Below are 24,854 nucleotides of genomic sequence, written 5' to 3'. Positions count from 1 at the left end.
TTAATAAATATATTCTTCTTTATTGGCCATCATTTCATTGTAATCGTCTTTAGATCCTACAATAGTGTTATCGTATTCTCTCATACCAGTTCCCGCAGGAATTCTGTGTCCAACAATTACATTTTCTTTTAATCCTTCTAAATCATCTACTTTACCAGCTACAGCAGCTTCGTTAAGTACTTTTGTTGTTTCTTGGAAAGAAGCAGCAGAAATGAATGATTTAGTTTGAAGCGAAGCTCTTGTAATACCTTGTAAAACTGGCGTTGCAGTTGCAGTAATTACGTCTCTTGCTACAACAAGATTTTTATCAGTACGTTTCAACAATGAATTTTCATCACGTAAATCACGAGGAGAAATAATTTGTCCTGGTTTCAATACAGCTGAATCTCCAGCATCTTCAACTACTTTCATACCATATAATTTATCGTTTTGAACAATAAAATCTTTAGTGTGAATTAATTGATCTTCTAAGAATAATGTATCTCCTGGATCCTGAACTCTTACTTTACGCATCATTTGACGGATAACTACCTCAAAGTGCTTATCATTAATTTTTACCCCTTGTAAACGGTATACCTCTTGAATTTCATTTACCAAATACTGTTGAACAGCAGCCGGTCCTTGAATTCTTAAAATATCATCTGGTGTAATTGCACCGTCAGACAATGGTACTCCTGCTCTTACGAAGTCATTTTCCTGAACTAAGATTTGACTAGAAAGTTTAACTAAATACTTTTTAATCTCACCAAATTTAGATTCAATAACAATCTCACGGTTACCTCTTTTAATTTTTCCAAAAGAAACAACACCGTCAATTTCAGAAACAACCGCTGGGTTTGAAGGGTTACGAGCCTCAAGCAACTCAGTAATTCTTGGTAAACCTCCCGTGATATCGCCTGCTTTAGAAGAACGACGTGGAATTTTTACTAATACTTTACCTGCTTTAATTTTCTCACCGTTCTCAACCATAAGGTGGGCTCCTACTGGTAAGTTATACGAACGAATCAATTCACCTTCTTTACCGTAAACCAATAAAGTTGGAATTAATTTTTTATTTCTTGCTTCAGAAATTACTTTTTCCTGGAATCCTGTTTGCTCATCGATTTCAACCATGAACGATTGTCCTTGCTCTAAATCCTCGTAAGCAATCTTACCAGTAAATTCAGAAACAATTACACCATTATATGGATCCCATTTACAGATCACAGATCCTTTAGTAACAGTTTCTCCATCTTTAACAAAGATACTAGAACCGTAAGGAATGTTATGTGTATTTAAGACGATTCCAGTTTTCTCGTCAACTAATTTTAATTCAGTTGAACGTGATACTACGATATCAACCGCATTACCTTCACTATCTTCACCTTTAACAGTTTTTAAATCTTCAATCTCAAGTCTACCGTTGAATCTTGTAACAATACTAGATTCTTCAGAAATACCTCCGGCAACCCCTCCAACGTGGAACGTACGAAGTGTTAACTGTGTACCTGGCTCACCAATAGACTGAGCAGCAATAACTCCAACAGCTTCACCTCTTTGTGTCATTTTACCGGTAGCTAAGTTTCTACCGTAACATTTAGCACAAATACCTTTTAAAGCCTCACAAGTTAATGGAGATCTAACCTCTACTCTTTCAATCGGAGAAGCTTCGATAGTTCTCATGATTGCCTCAGTAATTTGTTGACCTGATTGAACCATTACTTCATTAGTAAGTGGATTTATAACATCTTGCAATGCAACACGTCCTAAAATTCTTTCTCCTAATGATTCAACGATTTCCTCATTTTTCTTCAAAGCAGAAACTTCAACACCTCTTAAAGTTCCACAATCTTCGATGTTAACAATAACATCTTGCGAAACGTCATGAAGCCTTCTTGTTAAGTATCCGGCATCGGCAGTTTTAAGGGCCGTATCCGCAAGTCCTTTACGAGCACCGTGAGTAGAAATGAAATACTCAAGGATCGAAAGACCTTCCTTAAAGTTAGAAAGAATCGGGTTTTCAATAATTTCTCCACCACCAGCAGTAGATTTTTTAGGCTTAGCCATCAAACCACGCATACCAGTTAACTGACGAATCTGTTCCTTAGAACCCCTCGCTCCAGAGTCAAGCATCATATATACAGAGTTGAAACCTTGTTGGTCTTCTCTAATATTTTTCATTGCTAATTCTGTTAACTGAGCATTTGCTGAAGTCCATACGTCAATAACTTGGTTGTAACGTTCGTTATTGGTAATAAGACCCATGTTATAATTCACAGAAATACCTTCAACTTGCTCTCTGGCGTCTGCAATTAATTTTGTTTTTTGTTCTGGGATTCTAATATCACCAAGAGAGAATGATAAACCTCCTCTAAATGCGAATTTATAACCCATATCTTTCATGTTGTCCAAGAAAGCTGCCGTTGTAGGTACATCAGTCACACTTAAAATGTGTCCGATAATATCTCTAAGGTTTTTCTTAGTCAATACATCATTGATATATCCAGCTGCTTCAGGTACTACTTCATTAAATAATACACGCCCTGCAGTTGTTTGAATAATTTTGTACACTAATTCTCCAGCGTCATTAAAATCTTTCGCTCTGATTCTTACACGAGCATTCAATTCTAATCTTCCTTCGTTTAATGCAATGTTTACTTCTTCAGCAGAATAGAAAGTTAAGTCTTGACCTAAAATTACATGTTCTGGTGTCGAGATACGTTCTTTGGTCATATAATATAGACCCAAGACCATATCCTGAGAAGGTACAGTAATTGGAGCACCATTTGCAGGGTTCAAGATATTGTGAGAAGCCAACATTAATAATTGTGCTTCTAAAATAGCCTCTGGTCCCAATGGCAAGTGAACTGCCATCTGATCCCCATCAAAATCGGCGTTGAAAGCCGTACATACTAATGGGTGCAATTGGATTGCTTTTCCTTCAATTAATTTTGGTTGGAAAGCTTGAATACCAAGTCTGTGTAACGTAGGAGCACGGTTAAGCAATACTGGGTGGCCTTTAATTACATTTTCAAGGATATCCCAAACTACAGGCTCTTTTTTGTCAATAATTTTCTTAGCAGATTTTACTGTTTTAACAATACCTCTTTCAATCAATTTACGGATTACGAAAGGTTTGTATAATTCAGATGCCATATCTTTTGGCAATCCACATTCAAATAATTTTAATTCAGGACCAACAACAATTACCGAACGAGCAGAATAATCCACACGTTTTCCAAGTAAGTTTTGACGGAAACGTCCTTGCTTACCTTTTAAGGAATCAGATAATGATTTTAATGGTCTGTTAGATTCTGTTTTAACAGCAGAAGCTTTACGAGTGTTATCAAATAATGAATCTACAGATTCTTGCAACATACGTTTTTCGTTTCTTAAGATAACTTCAGGAGCTTTAATCTCCATTAATCTTTTCAAACGGTTGTTACGGATGATTACACGACGGTATAAGTCATTTAAATCTGAAGTTGCAAAACGACCTCCATCAAGTGGCACAAGAGGACGTAATTCTGGTGGAATAACAGGAACCACTTTCATAATCATCCACTCAGGACGATTTTCGCGGTTTAAGTTAGACTCACGGAATGACTCAACAACTTGCAATCTTTTTAAAGCTTCAGTTTTACGTTGTTTAGATGTCTCGTTGTTAGCGCTATGTCTTAATTCATAAGATAAAGCATCTAAGTCAATACGAGCCAATAAATCCATAATACATTCTGCTCCCATTTTGGCAACAAATTTATTAGGATCCATATCATCTAAATATTGATTTTCTTGTGGAAGAGTATCTAAAATATTCAAATATTCTTCTTCAGTTAAGAAATCTAATCTTTGTAATGATTCTCCATCTGCATTTTTAGCAATACCAGCCTGGATTACTACGTATCTTTCGTAGTAAATGATCATATCTAATTTCTTAGATGGAAGACCAAGGATATAACCAATTTTGTTTGGAAGAGAACGGAAATACCAAATGTGAGCAATTGGCACAACAAGGTTGATGTGTCCTACTCTGTCACGACGTACTTTTTTCTCTGTAACTTCAACACCACAACGGTCACAGATGATACCTTTGTAACGAATTCTTTTATATTTACCACAAGCACATTCAAAATCCTTAACAGGTCCGAAGATTCTTTCGCAGAAAAGTCCGTCACGCTCTGGTTTGTGAGTTCTGTAGTTGATAGTTTCTGGTTTCAACACCTCTCCTCTTGATTCTTTCAAGATAGATTCTGGTGAAGCCAATCCAATTGAGATTTTATTAAATCTTTTAACTGGATTTTTATCTTTATTATTATTTCTATTATTCATCATAGTTTTTACTATTGATTTATTTGCAATTAAAAAATTGATTTTAGATTTCTGAATTTTTCCACTTTAAGCGAAAGCAAATCAGTAAACTACTACCTCGGGTTACTTCTCTAAACTTCAAACCTTAATTATTTTGAAGTGCTAATTATAAAACTCTTAGGGTTTATATAAAAAATCGGAACGGGTTACGGGTATAAATCCTAAAAACTTCTATAAATGAGTAATCAGCCCCGACAAAAATCGGGACTGAAAACTTCCTAATACTTATTATTCTTCTAAACGAATGTCAAGTCCAAGACCTTTCAATTCATGCATTAATACATTGAATGATTCAGGTAATCCTGGCTCTGGCATAGACTCACCCTTAACGATAGCTTCGTAAGTTTTCGCTCTACCAATAACGTCATCCGATTTAACTGTTAAGATCTCACGTAGTGTACTAGATGCTCCATAAGCCTCAAGTGCCCAAACCTCCATCTCTCCAAAACGCTGACCTCCAAATTGAGCTTTACCTCCAAGTGGTTGTTGAGTGATCAACGAGTATGGTCCGATAGAACGTGCGTGCATCTTATCATCAACCATGTGTCCTAATTTAAGCATGTAAATTACACCCACAGTTGCTGCTTGATGGAAACGCTCTCCAGTACCACCATCATAAAGATGTGTATGTCCGAAACGTGGTACTCCAGCTTCATCAGTTAATTCATTAATTTGATCTAAAGAAGCACCATCAAAAATTGGAGTAGCAAATTTTCTACCTAAATTTTGTCCAGCCCATCCAAGAACAGTTTCATAAATCTGACCAATGTTCATACGTGAAGGTACCCCAAGTGGATTCAATACGATATCTACTGGTGTTCCGTCTTCAAGGAAAGGCATATCTTCATGACGAACGATTCTTGCAACAATACCTTTGTTACCGTGACGTCCTGCCATTTTATCCCCTACTTTCAGTTTACGTTTTTTAGCGATATAAATTTTCGCTAATTTCAAGATTCCAGATGGTAATTCATCTCCAACTGTAATAGTGAATTTTTCTCTTCTTAAAGATCCTTGTAAGTCGTTCAGCTTAATTTTATAGTTATGAATCAAATCATTAACCATTTTATTAGTAGTATCATCAGCAACCCATTGACCTTTGCTTAAGTGAGCAAAATCTTCTACTGCGTAAAGCATTTTTTGAGTATATTTTTTACCTTTTGGTAAAACTTCTTCACCCAAATCATTCATTACACCTTGAGATGTTTTTCCGTTAACGATCAAGAATAATTTCTCAACCAATCTGTCTTTTAATTCAACAAATTTAGTTTCAAACTCCATTTCTAAAGCGCCTAAAGCATCTTTATCCTGAGTACGTTTACGTTTATCTTTTACGGCTCTTGCAAATAATTTTTTGTCAAGAACTACACCGTGTAAAGATGGAGAAGCTTTCAATGAAGCATCTTTTACATCACCTGCTTTATCCCCGAAGATTGCACGAAGCAATTTCTCTTCCGGGGTAGGATCTGATTCTCCTTTTGGTGTAATTTTTCCGATCAAAATATCGCCAGGTTTAACCTCTGCTCCAATTCTGATCATACCGTTTTCATCTAAATCTTTAGTAGCTTCTTCAGAAACGTTAGGAATATCGTTTGTTAACTCTTCATTTCCTAACTTAGTATCTCTAACCTCTAATGAATAATCATCAACGTGGATAGAAGTAAAAATATCATCACGAACTACTTTTTCAGAAATTACAATCGCATCCTCAAAGTTATACCCTTTCCATGGCATGAACGCAACTTTTAAGTTTCTACCTAAAGCTAATTCACCATTTTGAGTAGCATATCCTTCTGATAATACTTGTCCAGGAATAACTCTGTCACCTTTTCTTACGATTGGTTTCAAGTTAATACTTGTACCTTGATTGGTTTTTCTAAATTTAATTAAATTGTATGTTTTCTCATCAGCATCAAAACTAACCATTCTCTCGTCTTCTGTACGATCGTATTTAATAGTAATAATATTAGCATCAACATATTCAACAGTTCCATGCCCTTCAGCATTGATTAATACTCTTGAATCTGAAGCTACCTGACGCTCTAAACCTGTACCTACAATTGGTGCTTCAGGACGGATCAAAGGAACTGCCTGACGCATCATGTTTGATCCCATCAACGCACGGTTCGCATCATCATGTTCCAGGAAAGGAATTAATGAAGCAGAAATCGAAGCAATCTGGTTAGGAGCAACGTCTGTATAATGAACTACAGATGGTTCAACAACCGGGAAGTCACCTTCCTCACGAGCAATAACATTGCTAGCTGTAATTTTACCATTTTCATCCATTTCAATGTTTGCCTGAGCAATCATTTTACCTTCTTCTTCTTCAGCACTTAAGTAAATTGGAGTACTTTCTAAATCAACTACACCATTAGTTACTTTACGGTATGGAGTTTCGATGAATCCCATTCCATTAACTTTTGCATAAACACCAAGAGATGAAATCAAACCAATGTTTGGTCCCTCAGGAGTTTCAATCGGACATAAACGACCATAGTGTGTATAGTGAACGTCACGAACCTCGAAACCAGCTCTTTCTCTCGAAAGTCCACCTGGTCCAAGTGCAGAAAGTCTTCTCTTGTGCGTAATCTCAGCTAATGGATTCGTTTGATCCATAAATTGAGATAACTGGTTAGTACCAAAGAAAGAGTTGATAACTGATGATAATGTTTTAGCATTAATCAAATCAATTGGTGTAAACACCTCGTTATCTCTAACGTTCATTCTCTCACGAATAGTTCTAGCCATACGTGCTAAACCAACACCGAATTGTTGAGACAATTGTTCTCCAACTGTTCTAACACGACGGTTTGATAAGTGATCAATATCATCAATCTCTGCTTTAGAGTTGATCAATTCGATCAAATATTTTACAATGGTAATGATATCTTCCTTGGTAAGCACTTGCTTTTCCATTGGGATATCCAAACCAAGTTTTTTGTTCATTCTGTAACGACCAACTTCACCTAAGTTATAACGTTGATCAGAGAAGAACAATTTATCTATAATACCACGAGCAGTTTCCTCATCAGGCGGTTCAGCGTTACGCAACTGACGGTAAATGTGCTCTACAGCTTCTTTTTCAGAGTTTGTTGGATCTTTTTGTAACGTATTGTGGATAATAGCATAATCTGCCTGATTATTATCCTCTTTGTGTAACAAAATAGATTTAACGTTAGAATCGATGATTTCTTCAACATTATCTTTGTCGATAATAGTATCTCTATCAAGGATGATTTCGTTACGTTCGATAGAAACTACCTCACCGGTATCTTCATCAACGAAATCCTCATGCCAAGTGTTCAATACACGCGCAGCAAGTCTTCTTCCAATATATTTCTTAATACCAGTTTTAGAAACTTTAATTTCTTCAGCAAGGTCGAAAATTTCAAGGATATCCTTGTCTCTTTCAAACCCAATTGCACGGAATAAAGTTGTTACCGGTAATTTTTTCTTTCTATCGATATAAGCATACATTACGCTGTTGATATCTGTAGAAAATTCTATCCAAGATCCTTTAAAAGGAATTACTCTGGCAGAATATAGTTTTGTTCCATTTGCATGGAATGACTGTCCAAAGAAAACCCCAGGAGAACGGTGTAATTGTGACACTACTACACGCTCGGCACCATTAATAACAAAGGTACCACTTGGAGTCATATAAGGTATTGTTCCAAGATAAACATCTTGTACAATTGTTTCAAAATCTTCGTGTTCTGGATCAGTACAGTATAGTTTCAACCTTGCTTTTAAAGGCACACTATACGTAAGACCTCTCTCTATACATTCTTGAATTGTATAACGTGGCGGATCAACAAAATAATCTAGGAATTCCAATACAAAGTTGTTTCTTGTATCTGTGATTGGAAAGTTTTCCATGAAGGTGTTGTATAACCCTTCGTTGCCTCTTTCGTCAGATTTAGTTTCTAATTGAAAGAAATCTTTAAAAGATTTAACCTGAACATCTAGGAAATCCGGATAGTCAGGGATATTTTTTGTAGAGGCAAAATTCAATCTTTCAGTCTGATTTGTTATCATCAATGGACAAAATTTTGATTAAAAAAAAGTAATTTTTTGTGTAAACACACACTGTTTAATCTATACTTTCTTATTATAATCAATACATCTTTAAAAATAATCCGGTAAAATTTCGGGCTAATTTTTTTCTTCGTATTGATCAAAAACTTTTTCGTATTTTAAACTATTTGATAATAAAACTTGATCTATTTTATTATACGAAAAATGGTTTAGGCCATTGAGCGTTGACTCAAGACCTAAACCTAGTTCTTAAAACCGAGTGAACTTATTTAAGTTCAACTACAGCTCCAGCTTCTTCTAATGATTTTTTAAGACCTTCAGCCTCTTCTTTAGAAACACCTTCTTTAACGTTACTTGGAGCACCGTCAACTACATCTTTAGCTTCTTTAAGACCTAAACCTGTAAGTTCTTTAACTAATTTTACAACAGCTAATTTAGAAGCACCAGCTTCTTTTAATACAACTGTAAACTCAGTTTGTGCTTCTTCAGCAGCACCTTCTCCACCACCAGCAGCAACTACTACAGCTGCAGCAGCAGGCTCGATACCATACTCGTCTTTTAATATTGTTGCTAATTCGTTAACTTCTTTAACTGTTAAGTTAACTAATTGTTCTGCGAATTGTTTCAAATCTGCCATTTTTTCTATCGTTTAAAATGATTTGTAAAATATAATTTATTTATTGTGCGCTTATTTAAGCTGCAAGGAAATTAAATTCCTTACAATAATTATTATGCTTCCGCTTCTTCTTCGCTACCAGCGAATTTGTTTTGTAAAGCAGAGATAATTCTTTGTGCTGGTGATTGCAATAATCCAATAAGTTCTCCAAGAAGTTCTTCTTTAGATTTAATAGTTGCTAATGCATCTAATTGATTATCTCCAATATAAATTTCATTATTAATGAAAGCACCTTTTAAAACTGGTTTATCAGATTTCTTACGGAAATCTTTGATAATTTTTCCAGGAGCATTAGCTACATCAGAAATAAATATAGCACTATTACCAGTCAATACTGAAGGTAAATCACCATAATCATTAGCAGAAGCTTCCATTGCTTTTGCAAGCAAAGTGTTCTTTACAACTTCTAATTTGATACCAGCTTTAAAGCAAGCTCTACGTAAGTTTGAAGTTGTCTCTGCGTTTAATCCAGAAATATCAGATACATAAATGATATTTGTACCAGCTAACTGCGCAGTTAAATTTTCAATCGCGATTGATTTTTCTTCTCTAGTCATACTAAAAATTTTTAACTACCAATTATACTGCTTTTGGATCCAATGCAATTGCAGGACTCATAGTGCTTGTAAGGTGAATACCTTTAATGTAGGTACCTTTAGCAGCAGTTGGCTTAAGTTTTATTAATGTTTGAATAATTTCGTGTGCGTTGTCAACAATTTGCTCAGCTCCAAAAGAAACTTTACCAATTCCTGCGTGAACGATACCAGTTTTATCAACTTTAAAGTCAATTTTACCAGCTTTAACCTCTGCAACAGCTTTTGCAACATCCATAGTTACAGTACCTGTTTTAGGGTTTGGCATTAAACCTCTAGGTCCTAAAATACGACCTAATGGACCTAATTTACCCATAACAGCCGGCATAGTGATGATAACATCAACATCTGTCCAACCATCTTTAATTTTTTGTAAATAATCATCAAGACCAACATAATCAGCCCCAGCTTCTTTAGCTTCCGCTTCTTTATCTGGAGTAACTAATGCTAATACTTTAACGTCTTTACCTGTTCCGTGAGGTAATGTAACTACACCTCTAACCATTTGATTCGCTTTTCTTGGATCTACACCCAAACGAACTGCGATATCAACAGACTCATCAAATTTTGCAGAAGCAACTACTTTTAATAATGCCGCAGCATCTTTAAGAGAATATAGTTTGTTCTTTTCAATCTTTGAAGCAGCCTCTTTTTGCTTTTTTGTTAATTTTGCCATGTCTTTTTCTTAATTAAAAAGGAGCTTCTCCTGATACAGTTATACCCATAGATCTAGCTGTTCCAGCAACCATACTCATTGCAGCCTCAATAGTGAATGCATTTAAGTCAGGCATTTTGTCATCAGCAATTGCTCTAATTTGTTCCCAAGTAACACTAGCTACTTTTTTACGATTAGGCTCACCAGAACCAGATTTTAGCTTTGCAGCTTCCATTAACTGAACTGCTGCTGGAGGAGTCTTAACAACAAAATCGAATGATTTGTCTTTATACACAGTGATTTGCACTGGGCATATTTTGCCAGGTTTATCCTGAGTTCTAGCATTAAATTGCTTACAAAACTCCATGATGTTTACCCCAGCAGCTCCTAAAGCAGGTCCAACCGGTGGCGACGGATTCGCAGCACCTCCCTTAACTTGTAGTTTAACTACCTTACTAATTTCTTTAGCCATTTTTAAAAAATTTAACACTGCAATCAATGGAAGCGATTACAATGGTTATTATATATGTAACAAAAAATTATACTTTTTCAACTTGCATAAAACTTAATTCTAATGGTGTTTTTCTTCCGAAAATTTTAACCATAACTTCAAGTTTACGCTTTTCTTCATTGATTTTTTCAACTGTTCCGTTAAATCCGTTAAATGGACCGTCGATCACTTTAACAGTTTCTCCTAAGTTGAAAGGAATAGCACGAGTATCTGTATTAACAGCCAACTCATCTACTTTACCTAACATTCTATTTACTTCAGAAAGTCTCAAAGGAACAGGTTCTCCTCCTTTGATCTCACCTAAAAATCCAATAACACTAGTAATAGACTTGATAATATGAGGTATCTCACCAACTAAATTGGCTTCGATCATAACATATCCAGGAAAATAAACTTTATCCTTAGACATTTTCTTTCCCTCTTTTACAGTAACTACTTTTTCTGTAGGCACTAAAACTTGGGAAACATAATCACCCATACCTAATCTGGCAATCTCAGTTTCGATGTAAGCTTTGACTTTGTTTTCCTGTCCGCTTACAGCTCTAACCACATACCATTTTTTTACATTATTATCTGCCATCACAAAAAAATTATCCTTTTAACCAGTTAAAAAATCCAGCCAAAGCTTTTGCAAAAAATTCATCTACTCCCCATGTTGCCAAAGCGAATAGAACTGAAAATACAGCCACAACAATTGTCAATTTCTGAACCTCAGCCCAAGCAGGCCAAGTAACATTTGACTTTAACTCTTCGAAAGCCTCTGATAAATAATTAGTAACTTTTGTCATTTGATATATTTTATATTGCACGGGCGGAGGGATTCGAACCCCCATCAACGGTTTTGGAGACCGCTATTCTACCCTTGAACTACGCCCGTAATTAAAAGCCAGTGATTTCAGTTAAGAAAACAACTGGCTTTTTATAATTTTTATAGGATTATCCTACGATTTCAGTAACCTGACCAGCTCCTACTGTTCTACCACCTTCACGGATAGCGAAACGTAAACCTACGCTCATTGCGATTGGGCTTAATAAAGAAACATTGATAGTTAAGTTATCTCCTGGCATTACCATCTCTACTCCTTCTGGTAAAGTAATAACTCCTGTTACGTCAGTTGTACGTACGTAGAACTGTGGACGGTAGTTATTATGGAATGGAGTATGACGTCCACCTTCTTCTTTTTTCAAGATATAAACCTCAGCTTTGAAAGTAGCGTGTGGTTTTACTGATCCTGGCTTAATGATAACCATTCCTCTTTTGATAGATTCTTTATCAATACCTCTTAACAATAAACCTACGTTATCTCCAGCTTCACCTCTATCAAGGATTTTACGGAACATCTCAACTCCTGTAATAGTAGAAGTTAATTTATCAGCTCCCATACCAATGATTTCAACTGGATCTCCTGTATTAGCAATACCTGTTTCGATACGACCTGTAGCAACAGTTCCACGACCAGTAATTGTAAATACATCTTCAACCGGCATCAAGAATGGTTTAGCTACGTCACGCACTGGCTCTTCGATCCAAGCATCAACAGCTGCCATTAATTCAATGATTTTTGGTACCCAAGCAGGATCATTATTCAATCCTCCTAAAGCAGAACCTTGAACTACAGGACCATTATCTCCATCATATTCGTAGAAAGATAATAAATCTCTAATTTCCATTTCAACAAGCTCTAACAATTCAGCATCATCAACCATATCCACTTTGTTCATGAAAACAACGATTCTTGGAATACCAACCTGACGACCTAAAAGGATGTGCTCACGAGTTTGTGGCATTGGACCATCTGTAGCAGCAACTACTAAGATAGCTCCGTCCATTTGAGCAGCACCAGTAACCATGTTCTTTACGTAATCCGCGTGACCTGGACAGTCAACGTGAGCGTAGTGACGATTAGCTGTTTCATACTCTACGTGTGATGTATTAATAGTAATACCTCTTTCTTTCTCCTCTGGAGCGTTATCGATTTGATCAAACGATTTTGCTTGACAGTAACCAGCATCAGACAATACTTTTGTAATTGCTGCAGTTAATGTAGTTTTTCCGTGATCCACGTGTCCAATTGTACCTATGTTTAAGTGCGGTTTGGAACGATTAAAATTCTCCTTTGCCATTTTACTTAATTTTTAATCTTAGTTATATATTAATTTCAATTTCCTACTTACTTGAGCCAATGTCGGGAATTGAACCCGAGACCTCTTCCTTACCAAGGAAGCACTCTACCCCTGAGCTACACCGGCAGAGTTCTGATTTTAGACTGTAGATTTAAGAATTTAGACTTTAACAATCTAAAACCAACAATCTGAATTCTAAACTTTTTTTTGTGGGGAGAGCAGGATTCGAACCTGCGAAGTTCACACAGCAGATTTACAGTCTGCCCTCGTTGGCCGCTTGAGTATCTCCCCTTTTTTTTTATCAATAATTGCATGAACAATTTCAAATCGCATTTGAAATATTTAGAGCCGGCGGAGGGACTCGAACCCACGACCTGCTGATTACAAATCAGCTGCTCTAGCCAACTGAGCTACGCTGGCAATATCAATAAAAAAGTCCGCTATTTCTAACGGACTGCAAATGTAGCTATTTTATCTTTGTATCAAAACATTTTTTGAAAAAAATTTTCAATTATATGTGTGCTCTTATTTTTTCTTTCCTTTTTACCAGCAAACGTTCTAAAGATTCAGCCGAAAGCTCTACTGCTTCTTCGAATGTTTTGCATTGTTTTTTAACCAAAAATTCGTCTCCAGGAACATTAATCTTAATCTCTACCGCCTTATTCTCCTTATCACTTGTTCTTTCCACTTTTAAAAAAACGTCAGCCGAGACAACTCGATCGTAATATTTTTCTAATTTATCCATTCTCTCCTGAATAAAATCAACCAACTTTCTGTCAACAGTAAAGTTAACGGCATGAACATCTACCTTCATAATACTAATTTTAGGGTTAAACATTTAAGAATTACTATTTATTTCTCGGATGCGCATTAGTATACACTTTCTTAAGCTCCGCTAAACTATTATGAGTATAAACTTGCGTAGACGCTAAACTCGAATGTCCTAATAATTCTTTAACTGAATTTAAATCTGCTCCATTATTTAAAAGATGAGTTGCAAAAGTATGCCGAAGCACATGCGGGCTTTTTTTCACCTTCTCAGAGACTTTACTAAAGTAAGAATTTATTAATCGATACACAAAAGATTCGCTCAATTTTAACCCTTTTTTTGAAATAAAAAAATATTCACCATCAACGATGTTCTCAACTAAAGCCCGCTCGTTTAAATACAATTTAAGCTGATCAACAATAACAGGTAAAAGTGGAATAATGCGTTCTTTATTTCTTTTCCCTAAAACCTTAATAACACTGGAAGACAAATCTACATTGCGCAGCATCAAATTTATCAGCTCTGCCCTCCTCATTCCGGTTGTATAAAACATTTCAACAATAAGCCTATCTCTTATTTCTTCAAATCCTACCGGATTACCTACTTCCTGAATTAAATCTGTAAGTTCTTTTTCTGAAAAAGGAATCTGGACAATTTTGGGAGTTTTTAAAGCTTTATGCTTTAGCATCGGATTTATATCTATTTGCTTTGTCTTTAAAAGAAATTTATAAAAAGACTTTAACGAAGCCATTTTTCTATTGACAGAAACATTAGAAACATTCTGATCAACCAAAGAAACAATCCAGCTTCTGATTTGACTGTAATTTACCTGATCAATATTATCCTGCTCAAAATGAGTTTTATTGAAATCTTCAAAAAACGTCACATCATTTAAATAAGCATTAACAGTATGCGGAGAATATTTTTTTTCGAATTGAAGATAATCACGAAACGCTTCTTTATTTGATTTCATAAGAATACATTCTTTTACTTTACACAAAAATCCAATATTACACCTATATATAATATCTTCAAAATCTTATTTACTTCAAAATTAAGCATAAAAAAACCGTTAGTATCAAAATTTGACAACTAACGGTAATTATTTTTGAAAAGCTTAATACTAACTTTCTAAACCATCTCTCATGTTTTGGATGTAAGCAGCTTTTTGAATTTGAGCTCTTTTGATAACAGAAGGCTTAATAAAAGCAGTACGTGCTCTTAGTTGACGAACAGTTCCTGTTTTATCAAATTTTCTTTTATAGCGCTTTAATGCTCTATCGATATTTTCTCCGTCTTTAATTGGTATAATTAACATAATATAGACACCTCCTCTCGTTAAGGTTGCAAAAGTAATTATTAATTATTAATTATGAGTTATAAATTGTAAATTATTTTAAAAGAAAATAGAACATAGAAAAAAGAGAATCGACTTCTCTGAAAACCGATCACTAAAAAGAGCAAATTAAGAATATTCTTTATTCTTAATTCTTTATTCTTTTAGCAAATTCCTTGAAATTACAAGTTTCTGAATTTCAGTAGTTCCTTCGCCTATAGTACACAATTTAGAATCTCTGTAAAATTTCTCTACCGGAAAATCTTTTGTATATCCATATCCGCCGTGAATCTGAACTGCTTCATTTGCAATTTTCACACAGGCTTCAGAAGCATACATTTTTGCCATTGCTCCAAGCGTTGTAACCGGCTTATGTTTTTGTTTTAAAAAAGCAGCTTTATGCAATAACAATTCTGAAGCTTCGATTTCAGTTGCCATATCGGCTAATTTAAATGAAATCCCCTGAAAACTACTGATTGGCTGCCCAAACTGATGTCTTTCTTTTGAGTATTTCAATGCTGCTTCATAAGCTCCTTTTGAAATCCCCAATGATAAGGCTCCAATTGAAATTCGACCCCCATCTAATATTTTCATAGCCTGAACAAACCCTTGCCCAACTTCACCTAATCTATTTGCATCGGGCACACGACAGTTGTCAAAAACTAATTCGGCAGTTTCACTGGCTCGCATTCCTAATTTATTTTCTTTTTTACCTGAAGTAAATCCGGGCATTCCTTTTTCAAAAACAAAAGCAGTCATTCCTTTAGAATCCCCTTTTTCTCCTGTACGAACAATTACAACGGCAATATCTCCCGAAATTGCATGTGTTATAAAGTTTTTTGCACCATTTACAATCCACGAATCACCATCTTTAACCGCAGTTGTATTCATTCCTCCGGCATCAGACCCTGTATTATGTTCTGTTAAGCCCCAAGCACCAATATATTCTGCAGTTGCCAATTTAGGCAGCCATTTTTTCTTTTGTTCTTCATCTCCGAAAGTCAAAATATGATTGGTACATAATGAATTATGGGCCGCAACAGAAAGTCCGATTGAAGGATCTACTTTAGAAATTTCCTCAACTACAGTAATATATTCATGATAACCTAATCCGGACCCTCCATATTCTTCAGGCACCAAAACACCCATAAAACCCATTTCACCTAATTTTTTAAATAAATCGACAGGAAAAATTTGCGCTTCATCCCATTCCATTATATTAGGTCTAATGTTTTTTTCTGCAAACTCTTTTATAGACTGAGCAATCATTGATTGCGTTTCATTATATTCAAAATTCATTTCGATGTTATTTTTAGAACTCCAAATATAAACTAATTATTTTTGCTTTTTCAACAGGAAAATCTTTAATTTTTGCTAAATCCTCAATATTTTTAAAATTTCCATTCATACTGCGATATGTGATTATCTGTTTTGCCAATGCATATCTGAAATACGGAAACTGCGCCAACTCTTTCAAAGAAGCATCATTTACTGCAATTTTCTTAAAATTTGGGACCGTTACAATTTTAAAATGTGTATTTAATTCGAAAAGAACTTCTGGTGAAAGTCCCCAAACATCTTTCATCTGTTCCATGGAAATAAAACCTCCTAAAATTTCTTTTTGCTTTAATATCCGAAGTGACAAAGCTTCTCCAATGCCAAATATTTTCATTAAATCTTCCTGACTTGCTTCATTAATATCCGATAAAATTATCTTTTCCTTTTTAGGATATTCTTTGTGAACATATTCTACTCTATCTGTTTTAAATGATTTTTTATTCTGAATCCAATCCGGAAATTTAAAGAGTGGTGAAATAACATTTAACAATGAATCTGAAATTTTAGTTATTTCCTGAAATTCTTTGGCTGAATTCACATATTTATTTTCTTTCCGAAAGGCCAACAATCTATCTATTTCCTGAACTGACATTCCGAGTTTATACCCTTTATAATCTGAAATGAAATTTGGATTAAAAGTATAAACTTTAGCCACTACATTATATTTTTCCACTTTTAGTGAATCTATTTCCGATTGTAAAGAAAGCCATTGCTCTTCTTCGGGAGAGAAGGTTTTCTCCTGAATAGAAAAATTGACAAAAAAATAAATCATTTGTAGTATTACAATGATGCCTAAAAGCAAAAAAATCCCTAAACGTTGTTGATTTGTAAACTTAAAATGATGCTGCAGAGCTTTAAAATTAATCATTTGATAACTTTTCAATTTTTTAAAAGTCAAAATTAAGTCAAAAAAGAGCTAAATTATAAGAAAAATACTAAATTTTTATAATTTATAAAAAAATGCATAATGTATTTTTTATCAAAGTAAGTTGACAAAATAGAGTTGTTCGAACTGAATTTCGGATGATCCTGTATTAATTTTAAACATTTTATAACTTAAACTTATATAATTGTTTTTATTTTTTATAAAAAACGATACATTTGGAGCTTAATAACAATAAACCACTATTATAATATGTCAATTTGGAGAGTTAAACCGATATCGGCTTTTGAAGCGGATATGAAAAAAAGTGATTTAAAAAGAGTTCTGGGAAAATGGAGCCTTACAGCCATTGGAGTTGGAGCTATTATTGGTGGAGGAATTTTTGTTCTAACTGGTACCGGTGCATATTATCATGCTGGTCCTGCTTTAGCACTTTCTTTCATTATTGCAGGTGTTGCCTGCGTTTTTGCAGCTCTTTGTTATTCTGAGTTTGCGTCAATTTTACCAGTTGAGGGTTCAGCTTATGCGTATGCTTATGGTACAATTGGAGAAATTTTTGCCTGGATTATTGGTTGGGGGCTAATCCTTGAGTATGCGATGGGATCAATGACCGTAGCTGTTTCATGGTCTGGATATTTCAACAAATTACTTAAAATGTTTCACATTAAACTTCCTGACTGGCTCACAACAGACCCGGCAAGTTATACTGGTGAAGGCTTTTCAATGAATCTACCTGCTTTTTTAATCGTGATTTTAGTTATTTCGTTACTTATTAAAGGTACAAAAAGCGCAGCAAAAGCAAACAATATGATCGTTATTCTTAAAGTTTCTGCTGTTATATTTGTAATCATCGCCGGTCTTTTCTTTATTAATACTGCTAACTGGCATCCATTTATTCCTGAGGCTACTAAAATCATCGAAAAAGAAACTACTCACAATGCATATGGGATAGCGGGAATTGTTTCTGGAGCTGCTGCAATTTTCTTTGCTTATGTAGGTTTTGATGCCGTTTCAACACAAGCCGGTGAAGCTATTAATCCTAAGAAAGATGTACCGTTTGCAATTATTGCTTCGTTATTAATTTGTACTACATTATATATTCTTGTTTCTTTAGTTTTAACAGGAATGATGAATTATCAAGACTTTAATCCACTAGGAAAATATCCGGAAGCTATAAAAGCACCAGTAGCTTACGCATTTGATATTGCGGGGCAACCATGGGCTGGTTTTATTATTACAGTTGCTGCAACTATTGGATTGATTTCTGTATTAATGGTAATGATTATGGGACAATCAAGAATTTTCCTTGGTATGTCTAAAGATGGTTTAATTCCTGCTGTATTCTCTAAAGTAAATCCAATTTCAGGAACACCAAAAACTAATTTAATTATCTTAGGTGGTATTATTGCTGTAGTTGCAGCTTTTACACCAATTAACAGATTAGCAGATATGACAAGTTTTGGTACCTTATTTGCTTTTACAATGGTTTGTATTGCTGTTTGGATTCTAAGAGTAAAACAACCTCAATTAACAAGAACATTTAAAGTTCCAGCTCTTCCAATAATCGCAATTTGTGGTATTTCAATCAATACGTACTTAATGATTAATTTGAGTTTAGATGCTCAATTACTTTCACTAGGATGGTTAGCTATAGGTATTATTGTTTATTTTGCTTACAGTAAAAAACGAGCAAAACTAAACAGACCAGAAGAAATAGAATAAAAAAACACAAAATTGAAAAGCCCCTTATTTATTAAAATAAGGGGCTTTTTTTATATCCAATTTTTAAAATTACAAGTCAAAAACAGAAGTTCGTTTGGCGCGAATTAAATCTTTTAAACGAATCCAAAAGGCTAAAGTCAGATAAATACCAAAACCTAATCCTGCTGTTACAAACGAAATGTAAATAAAAAATAATCGTACGCTCGTAACACGCATTCCGAGTTTATCTGCTAATCGCGATGAAACATGGAATCCATATTTTTCAAAGAAAAATTTAAGTCTTAAAATTGCCGACATGTTTAGATTTTAGATTTTAGATTTTAGATTTTAGATTTTAGATTTTAGATTTTAGATTTTAGATTTTAGATTTTAGATTTTAGATTTATTCCTCGGCTACGCTCGGAATGAATAGTGTGACTTCCCTTAGAAGTATATGCAAAAATACAAAATTATCTCATTGCCACATTTTCTAATTCTCTAATTATTTCTTAATAGCTCCATCCCTACCGCGCATCTCAAACAAGCTTTTTGATTACAGTATTCATTTTTAAGCTGAATCAATGTTTGTGTGTCAAACGCATTTTTAGAAGAAATGCCAAAAGATTCAAACTTTTCGATGATAGAGTTCTTTTCCGGAGAAACTTCATTTAATAATGCTATTAAATCTTCAGAAAACGATTCTCCCATAATGTTCGAATATGCAAACTGAATAGGAATAATGGTATTAATAATTAGTAAATCAATAAATGACTTTGACAACGGTTTTGATTTCTTCGGGCTTTCTTTATCAAACTGATAATGATTTTGCCAATATAAACTCGCTGAAACGTTTAACAACTCATATATGCTTTTGACTGATTTTAAAGCAATAATCTTAGAAAATAAATTTTGATGTTTGTTATACAAACTTGCTAACTGTGAAAACCTGATCGTGGGAAAATTATCAGGACGATGTTTAAAAAACTCCACGGGATCTGTATAAGCCTTATCTAATTGATATTTATACAGAAGATAAAAATATCTAATTTTCAAATCCTTAAAATACACATCTTCTTTCTCAGCATCTAATAAACCTGAAGTTCCTAAAAGTAAAGCCTCTAGATTTTCGACTTCGAAGCTTTCTTTTCGAATAATTGAAAACGGAAGTTTTTTGGCTATTTGCAAAAATGCATTTCCATTTGTATTGAGTCCAAAATTCTTAGCCAAGAGGCAAAACAAAACTGCTTCCCAATCCTGATTTGTTTCTTCGAGTAAATCATAAATAAATTTTGATTTGCGTTCTAATCGCTCAAAAAACAATCGCTCCTGCCAATTCTTAAAAACAAAATCATCTATTTGAGCAATTTGTTTTTCGCAGGATATCCACGATTTTGGGCTCATTAATGATTGATAATTATTTACAGTTTCTGAAGAGACATAATCTTTTAAAACCAAAACAGGAATTTCTCTATTATTTTTTCCAAAAATTTCGGTATCATGTTCCCAAACTACATGCAAAATAACATTTTCATAAGCAGCATCTTTTTCGTGGCCATGAACATACCAATCAGATGATTTTAAATGGATCTCAACATTTCCTGCCCATTTTTGTTTTCCAATTATAATTTGGGCATTAAAAAAATCGGGGCCCGAAAGCTCTAAATAATCACCGGTTTTAATTATAATAATTTGTTCTTTCTGAGTTGTTATTAAATTCAAGGTTTCAAACTTCTTGAATTTCCAGAGATAATGAAGAAAATCTTCTTTCATTTATTGGCTTTTATATTAAATTTATAAAAGCTCAAAATTAAATAAAATAATATTAATCTTACAAAATATATTGTTTATCGCAACATATATAATTTGGCACAGGCCCGAGCATCAGAAAGTGCTTCATGATGGTTTAACTGAATATTCATTTCGCGACAGCAATCACTTAATTTAGTAGGTTTAAGTCCTTTTGCTTTATATATCTTAACTGTACATTCCCATTTCTCAGCAATATTTAAATCTTCATATTGCAAACCACAAAGTGCCATTGTTTTCATCAAAACATTGCGGTCAAAACTTTCGTTATGTGCTACCACTACTCTATTTTTCAATCGCTTTTCAATTTCAGGAAAAACCTGGCGAAATGATTTAGCATTTATTGTATCACGCGGATATATGCCATGAACGCGAATCGTAAACGGATTATATTCATTATTTGGCGGCTTAATCAAAGTCACAAACTCATCTGTAATTATTCCGTTTTCAACAGTAACAATTCCAACAGAGCAAGGATGATAACCTGTGGCAGTTTCAAAATCTATAGCAGTAAAATTCATTATGAAATGAGATAAAAAATCCATAAATCTAATTTATTAAACTAGATTTATGGACAGATAAAGTTATTAAAACGGTCTTATTTTATAGACCCGATAATATCATATTTTGTAATAATGTGATGTTTTCCATTCCCTAAATCAACCAAAACAGCATCATTTTCTTTCGTAAATAACTTAGATACTTCTTCGATCGTAGTTCCTAATTTTACAATTGGAAAAGGTTTTCCCATTACTTCTTTGATCGGTTTTTCGGCAACATTTTTGTCGGCAACATAACTTCTAAATAAATCTGTTTCGTCGACAGAACCAACAAATCCGTTAATATCTACTACCGGAATTTGTGAAATTTTATATTTACGCATACGTTCGATAGCGTGTGAAACCAATTCTTCTGTACGAACAACGATTAATTCTTTATCAATATGGTCCTTGATAACATCTTCGGCTTTTGTCACGTTTTCTTCTAAGAAACCACGCTCACGCATCCAGTCATCATTAAACATTTTACCAACATAACGGCTTCCAGAATCGTGAAAAAGCACCACAACAACATCATCAGGCTTAAAATGTTCTTTAAGCTGTAACAATCCTTTTATACAAGCTCCGGCAGAGTTTCCAACAAAGATGGCTTCTTCCATTGCTATCTTTCTTGTATAAACGGCAGCATCCTTATCTGTTACTTTTGTAAATCCGTCAATTAAAGAAAAGTCAACATTTTTTGGTAAAATATCTTCTCCAATTCCTTCAGTAATATAAGAATAGATTTCGTTTTCATCAAAAATTCCGGTCTCATGATATTTTTTAAAAACCGAACCATATGTATCAATTCCCCAAATTTTAATATTTGGATTTTTCTCTTTCAAATACTTTCCAACACCAGAGATTGTTCCTCCAGTTCCAACTCCAACAACAAAGTGAGTAATTTTTCCATCGGTTTGTTTCCAGATTTCCGGTCCGGTTTGTTCATAATGTGCCAATGAATTCGACATATTATCGTATTGATTTACATACCATGAATTTGGTGTTTCTTCAGCCAATCGTTTTGAAACTGAATAATAAGAACGAGGATCTGTAGGTTCAACATCTGTTGGACAAACTACTACTTTGGCGCCAACAGCACGCAAAATATCCATTTTCTCTTTAGATTGTTTGTCTGATATTACACAAATCAATTTATATCCTTTTATAATGGCTACAAGTGCCAATCCCATTCCGGTATTTCCAGAAGTTCCTTCAATAATAGTTCCCCCAGGTTTTAAACGACCATCAGCTTCAGCATCTTCAATCATTTTTACGGCCATTCTGTCTTTTACAGAATTCCCCGGATTAAAAGTTTCGACTTTTGCCAATACTAACGCATCAATTTCAGCAACAATTTTGTTGAGTTTTACTAATGGTGTATTACCAATTGTTTCTAAAATATTATTTGAAAAGTCCATTTTTCTTGAATTTAAATTATTTGGTTTAAGTAAAGTAAAGAGTATAATTTATTGGAAGAAATTCCAAACTAAACCAAATCGGATAGTGAAATCACGATATGGATTATTAGGCGCTGAATAATAATTGTATCCAGAAAAAGCAGCGTTAAAATGTTCTGCCTTAAAGTAAAATCTTGTTTGTCTTATTCTGAAATTTATGTAGTAATCAAAGTTGGCATAACCTCCAATTTTTTTATCTGTCTGAACAAAAAATTCTCCAACAACAGGATTATAATCATTACCGTAATAACTGGTAAAATAATTAAAAGTTAATCCTGTTTGCATAAACAATGCTTTTTTGAAAAAGTAGCTTGAATAATAAAGTGTATTTCTGGTTACAAAATCAGGCACGTTTAAAATCAAATCAGATTGATCCACTTTTTGATATAAAAATGTATTATCAAAACCAAAAGCTCCAAATTTGAATTCTTTGTTGGCTTTAACAGAAAGATAATTAATTACATTTCCGTATTGAGCCGGGTTTACAATTTGGGTTTGCGCAGCTATTTGAGCATCTGTAGATACATCTTCAAAATATAAATGATCTTTTAATACAGTATATTGAGCTTCGGCATTTAACCAAGGCGTATAAATACTGGCACTTAGTGAATTAATTTTTTCATTTTTAAAATCATTCGACCAGTTATATTGTATAAAACTGCTTTGGTATAAATTATAGTTATTATTTGGCAGTTTATTGATGTTTCGATATCTAAAATCAAATTGAATTTTATCGTTTAAATTGTATCTTAATTTGGCATCTAAATCAGAAAGTGATTCATTTGTAATTGATCTTGAATACAAAAATCGGCCATTCCACTTATTTTTTTGATATTCATATTGTCCACCAACATTATTAAACTGAAGAAATAAATTATCAGGAATTCTGGAACCATCAGCATTTATTATAATTCTATTATATTCATAATTAGATCTGTAATCATCTATAAAAAAATTGAATTTCCCCAGAAGTGAATTTTCGTAAGCAAGTCCTGCTTTGTTGTACAGTTTTTCAAAACGCGTCTGATCATTAATTGCGCTTGCAACATAAGCGTCTCCAAATCTTGCTACCTCTGCACCATCAACAGTAGAAAAAACTGTTGGCTGATTATATTCGAAAAATTTATTTTCGTAATTAAATTGATGCGTTACATATAAATTATTATTTCCTGCTGTTGGATTTACTCTAAAAGCATGATCAAAAAACAATCGTTTTCCTTTTAAAAATGATTTTGCATCGGTTAAATAAACCTGTAATCTTTGACGGTTCTTAAAATCAGCATCTCCGCTTTCAAAATCTTCCGGTGTTGTTATACCGCCATTTTCTTCATTTGAAATATCCTGAAAAGTAACATGAGCATTTAGGATATATCTTTTATCTGTAGTGAAATAACTTGTTGTAAAACGAAAATTTCCGGTACTTACCAATTGATTAATATAATTTCCCTCAGAACGTAAACCTCTGTAGGCAATAGAAAAATTTAGATTTTCGGAAGTATTCAGCGTAATAAACGAATCTACGTTCTGACCTTTATTAATAGTCGTATTAAAAAACAACTCTGTAAAAGGTGTCGCAACCGAATAATATCTAATGTCACTAACTTCAAGATAACTAAAATGTTTTGCTTTAAAACCGATTTCAGGATATGGCGAGAAATCAGTTAAACTGTATTGTAAAGTATTATAAGGTTGTCCAATGTTGGGAAATTCCAAAAGTCCGAAATTGTCCTTGCGAAGATAATTTTGTTTATAAGCACTTTTTAATGTTAAGGAAGTATCAGCATAAGTAGTATCGTGTTCTAAAGTATAAATTTGATACTGTTCGATTTTAGCAATTTTTGCTTGTTTTTTTTTCAGCGTATCGGTAATACTGGTGTATTTTGTATTCATATCTAAATTGCTTTTAGACGCATTTTTTTTTTCTTGAGAAAACAATAAGGCGGGTACGACTAATAGATATAGAAAAAAGAATATTCTCATTTGATAGCTTTATATATAATTATTTTGGCAAAATTTGTCAGGCAAAGGTAAAAGATAAAAACGTATAAATAAAAAAACACTTCAATTTATACCAC

20 protein-coding genes and 4 tRNA genes are annotated in these 24,854 nt (G+C 33.8%); 1 reads left to right on the top strand and 23 read right to left on the bottom strand.

Annotation, left to right across the window (positions count from 1 at the left end):
* The 18 genes from rpoC to BUE22_RS18470 form a co-directional block, all read right to left on the bottom strand.
* Positions 1-4,311 carry a DNA-directed RNA polymerase subunit beta' gene (rpoC, locus tag BUE22_RS18555; protein WP_073397289.1) on the bottom strand — a complete coding sequence of 1,437 codons (4,311 nt, stop codon included), beginning with the start codon at positions 4,309-4,311 and terminating at the stop codon, positions 1-3.
* Between the two features lie 264 nt (positions 4,312-4,575).
* Positions 4,576-8,388 carry a DNA-directed RNA polymerase subunit beta gene (gene rpoB, locus BUE22_RS18550; protein WP_073397287.1) on the bottom strand — a complete coding sequence of 1,271 codons (3,813 nt, stop codon included), beginning with the start codon at positions 8,386-8,388 and terminating at the stop codon, positions 4,576-4,578.
* Positions 8,389-8,653: 265 nt separating this feature from the next.
* Complete coding sequence (gene rplL / locus BUE22_RS18545; protein ID WP_007807437.1) at positions 8,654-9,025, bottom strand: 50S ribosomal protein L7/L12; 372 nt, start codon at positions 9,023-9,025, stop codon at positions 8,654-8,656.
* A 92-nt stretch (positions 9,026-9,117) separates the two neighbouring features.
* Positions 9,118-9,621: a 50S ribosomal protein L10 gene (gene rplJ / locus BUE22_RS18540; RefSeq protein WP_042564008.1), complete on the bottom strand. Its 504-nt coding sequence runs from the start codon at positions 9,619-9,621 to the stop codon at positions 9,118-9,120.
* Positions 9,622-9,643: 22 nt separating this feature from the next.
* The gene (rplA, locus tag BUE22_RS18535; RefSeq protein WP_017496725.1) at positions 9,644-10,333 is read right to left on the bottom strand and encodes a 50S ribosomal protein L1; all 690 of its coding nucleotides are present in this window, start codon (positions 10,331-10,333) and stop codon (positions 9,644-9,646) included.
* Between the two features lie 13 nt (positions 10,334-10,346).
* Positions 10,347-10,784 carry a 50S ribosomal protein L11 gene (rplK, locus tag BUE22_RS18530; RefSeq protein ID WP_029273445.1) on the bottom strand — a complete coding sequence of 146 codons (438 nt, stop codon included), beginning with the start codon at positions 10,782-10,784 and terminating at the stop codon, positions 10,347-10,349.
* Positions 10,785-10,851: 67 nt separating this feature from the next.
* Positions 10,852-11,403: a transcription termination/antitermination protein NusG gene (nusG, locus tag BUE22_RS18525; protein WP_029273444.1), complete on the bottom strand. Its 552-nt coding sequence runs from the start codon at positions 11,401-11,403 to the stop codon at positions 10,852-10,854.
* Positions 11,404-11,413: 10 nt separating this feature from the next.
* The gene (secE, locus tag BUE22_RS18520) at positions 11,414-11,611 is read right to left on the bottom strand and encodes a preprotein translocase subunit SecE (protein WP_041517377.1); all 198 of its coding nucleotides are present in this window, start codon (positions 11,609-11,611) and stop codon (positions 11,414-11,416) included.
* A gap of 18 nt (positions 11,612-11,629) precedes the next feature.
* Positions 11,630-11,700 (bottom strand) — tRNA-Trp (locus BUE22_RS18515).
* 59 nt (positions 11,701-11,759) lie between these two features.
* Positions 11,760-12,947 (bottom strand): elongation factor Tu, encoded by a 1,188-nt coding sequence (gene tuf, locus BUE22_RS18510; protein ID WP_042564007.1) that lies wholly within the window; start codon positions 12,945-12,947, stop codon positions 11,760-11,762.
* A 54-nt stretch (positions 12,948-13,001) separates the two neighbouring features.
* Positions 13,002-13,073: transfer RNA gene (locus BUE22_RS18505), tRNA-Thr, on the bottom strand.
* 84 nt (positions 13,074-13,157) lie between these two features.
* Positions 13,158-13,238 (bottom strand) — tRNA-Tyr (locus BUE22_RS18500).
* Positions 13,239-13,293: 55 nt separating this feature from the next.
* Positions 13,294-13,367: transfer RNA gene (locus BUE22_RS18495), tRNA-Thr, on the bottom strand.
* A 91-nt stretch (positions 13,368-13,458) separates the two neighbouring features.
* Entirely contained in the window at positions 13,459-13,761 is a 303-nt protein-coding gene (gene hpf, locus BUE22_RS18490; protein ID WP_042564006.1) for a ribosome hibernation-promoting factor, HPF/YfiA family, read from the bottom strand.
* Positions 13,762-13,795: 34 nt separating this feature from the next.
* Positions 13,796-14,689, bottom strand: coding sequence for a tyrosine-type recombinase/integrase (locus BUE22_RS18485; protein ID WP_073397285.1), 894 nt, complete (start codon positions 14,687-14,689; stop codon positions 13,796-13,798).
* 150 nt (positions 14,690-14,839) lie between these two features.
* On the bottom strand, positions 14,840-15,034 hold the full coding sequence (rpsU, locus tag BUE22_RS18480) for a 30S ribosomal protein S21 (RefSeq protein WP_026985791.1): 195 nt from the start codon (positions 15,032-15,034) through the stop codon (positions 14,840-14,842).
* 174 nt (positions 15,035-15,208) lie between these two features.
* The gene (locus tag BUE22_RS18475) at positions 15,209-16,351 is read right to left on the bottom strand and encodes an acyl-CoA dehydrogenase family protein (protein WP_073397284.1); all 1,143 of its coding nucleotides are present in this window, start codon (positions 16,349-16,351) and stop codon (positions 15,209-15,211) included.
* 13 nt (positions 16,352-16,364) lie between these two features.
* Positions 16,365-17,258 carry a ComEA family DNA-binding protein gene (locus BUE22_RS18470; RefSeq protein WP_073397370.1) on the bottom strand — a complete coding sequence of 298 codons (894 nt, stop codon included), beginning with the start codon at positions 17,256-17,258 and terminating at the stop codon, positions 16,365-16,367.
* A 267-nt stretch (positions 17,259-17,525) separates the two neighbouring features.
* Here BUE22_RS18470 and BUE22_RS18465 point away from each other — a divergent pair, with 267 nt between their 5' ends.
* Positions 17,526-18,995: an APC family permease gene (locus BUE22_RS18465; protein WP_042564003.1), complete on the top strand. Its 1,470-nt coding sequence runs from the start codon at positions 17,526-17,528 to the stop codon at positions 18,993-18,995.
* Positions 18,996-19,064: 69 nt separating this feature from the next.
* Here the strand turns inward: BUE22_RS18465 and BUE22_RS18460 are convergent, their stop codons facing one another.
* From BUE22_RS18460 to BUE22_RS18440, 5 genes are all read right to left on the bottom strand, one after another.
* Positions 19,065-19,292, bottom strand: coding sequence for a PspC family transcriptional regulator (locus tag BUE22_RS18460; RefSeq protein ID WP_042564002.1), 228 nt, complete (start codon positions 19,290-19,292; stop codon positions 19,065-19,067).
* A gap of 180 nt (positions 19,293-19,472) precedes the next feature.
* Positions 19,473-20,744, bottom strand: a complete 1,272-nt coding sequence (locus BUE22_RS18455) for a DUF2851 family protein (RefSeq protein ID WP_073397282.1) — start codon at positions 20,742-20,744, stop codon at positions 19,473-19,475.
* 74 nt (positions 20,745-20,818) lie between these two features.
* Positions 20,819-21,301: a 3'-5' exonuclease gene (locus BUE22_RS18450; protein ID WP_073397280.1), complete on the bottom strand. Its 483-nt coding sequence runs from the start codon at positions 21,299-21,301 to the stop codon at positions 20,819-20,821.
* A 77-nt stretch (positions 21,302-21,378) separates the two neighbouring features.
* On the bottom strand, positions 21,379-22,740 hold the full coding sequence (locus tag BUE22_RS18445) for a pyridoxal-phosphate dependent enzyme (protein ID WP_073397278.1): 1,362 nt from the start codon (positions 22,738-22,740) through the stop codon (positions 21,379-21,381).
* 48 nt (positions 22,741-22,788) lie between these two features.
* Positions 22,789-24,759 (bottom strand): putative porin, encoded by a 1,971-nt coding sequence (locus tag BUE22_RS18440; protein WP_073397276.1) that lies wholly within the window; start codon positions 24,757-24,759, stop codon positions 22,789-22,791.
* Between the last annotated feature and the right edge of the window lie 95 nt (positions 24,760-24,854).

It is taken from the genome of Flavobacterium pectinovorum (assembly GCF_900142715.1).
GTDB classification, from domain to species: Bacteria; Bacteroidota; Bacteroidia; order Flavobacteriales; family Flavobacteriaceae; genus Flavobacterium; species Flavobacterium pectinovorum.
Note: the sequence above shows the minus strand (reverse complement) of the source record. Positions and strands in the feature narration are given on the sequence as shown.

Bases quoted from the DNA above. Each gene is read 5' to 3' on its own strand.
- rplJ (WP_042564008.1), bottom strand. From the start codon at position 9,621: ATGACTAGAGAAGAAAAATCAATCGCGATTGAAAATTTAACTGCGCAG.
- BUE22_RS18485 (WP_073397285.1), bottom strand. From the start codon at position 14,689: ATGAAATCAAATAAAGAAGCGTTTCGTGATTATCTTCAATTCGAAAAA.
- tuf (WP_042564007.1), bottom strand. From the start codon at position 12,947: ATGGCAAAGGAGAATTTTAATCGTTCCAAACCGCACTTAAACATAGGT.
- BUE22_RS18455 (WP_073397282.1), bottom strand. From the start codon at position 20,744: ATGAAAGAAGATTTTCTTCATTATCTCTGGAAATTCAAGAAGTTTGAA.
- nusG (WP_029273444.1), bottom strand. From the start codon at position 11,403: ATGGCAGATAATAATGTAAAAAAATGGTATGTGGTTAGAGCTGTAAGC.
- hpf (WP_042564006.1), bottom strand. From the start codon at position 13,761: ATGAAGGTAGATGTTCATGCCGTTAACTTTACTGTTGACAGAAAGTTG.
- BUE22_RS18445 (WP_073397278.1), bottom strand. From the start codon at position 22,740: ATGGACTTTTCAAATAATATTTTAGAAACAATTGGTAATACACCATTA.
- BUE22_RS18460 (WP_042564002.1), bottom strand. From the start codon at position 19,292: ATGTCGGCAATTTTAAGACTTAAATTTTTCTTTGAAAAATATGGATTC.
- BUE22_RS18450 (WP_073397280.1), bottom strand. From the start codon at position 21,301: ATGAATTTTACTGCTATAGATTTTGAAACTGCCACAGGTTATCATCCT.
- rpoC (WP_073397289.1), bottom strand. From the start codon at position 4,311: ATGATGAATAATAGAAATAATAATAAAGATAAAAATCCAGTTAAAAGA.
- rplK (WP_029273445.1), bottom strand. From the start codon at position 10,784: ATGGCTAAAGAAATTAGTAAGGTAGTTAAACTACAAGTTAAGGGAGGT.
- BUE22_RS18440 (WP_073397276.1), bottom strand. From the start codon at position 24,759: ATGAGAATATTCTTTTTTCTATATCTATTAGTCGTACCCGCCTTATTG.
- rplA (WP_017496725.1), bottom strand. From the start codon at position 10,333: ATGGCAAAATTAACAAAAAAGCAAAAAGAGGCTGCTTCAAAGATTGAA.
- BUE22_RS18465 (WP_042564003.1), top strand. From the start codon at position 17,526: ATGTCAATTTGGAGAGTTAAACCGATATCGGCTTTTGAAGCGGATATG.
- BUE22_RS18475 (WP_073397284.1), bottom strand. From the start codon at position 16,351: ATGAATTTTGAATATAATGAAACGCAATCAATGATTGCTCAGTCTATA.
- BUE22_RS18470 (WP_073397370.1), bottom strand. From the start codon at position 17,258: ATGATTAATTTTAAAGCTCTGCAGCATCATTTTAAGTTTACAAATCAA.
- rpsU (WP_026985791.1), bottom strand. From the start codon at position 15,034: ATGTTAATTATACCAATTAAAGACGGAGAAAATATCGATAGAGCATTA.
- rpoB (WP_073397287.1), bottom strand. From the start codon at position 8,388: ATGATAACAAATCAGACTGAAAGATTGAATTTTGCCTCTACAAAAAAT.
- secE (WP_041517377.1), bottom strand. From the start codon at position 11,611: ATGACAAAAGTTACTAATTATTTATCAGAGGCTTTCGAAGAGTTAAAG.
- rplL (WP_007807437.1), bottom strand. From the start codon at position 9,025: ATGGCAGATTTGAAACAATTCGCAGAACAATTAGTTAACTTAACAGTT.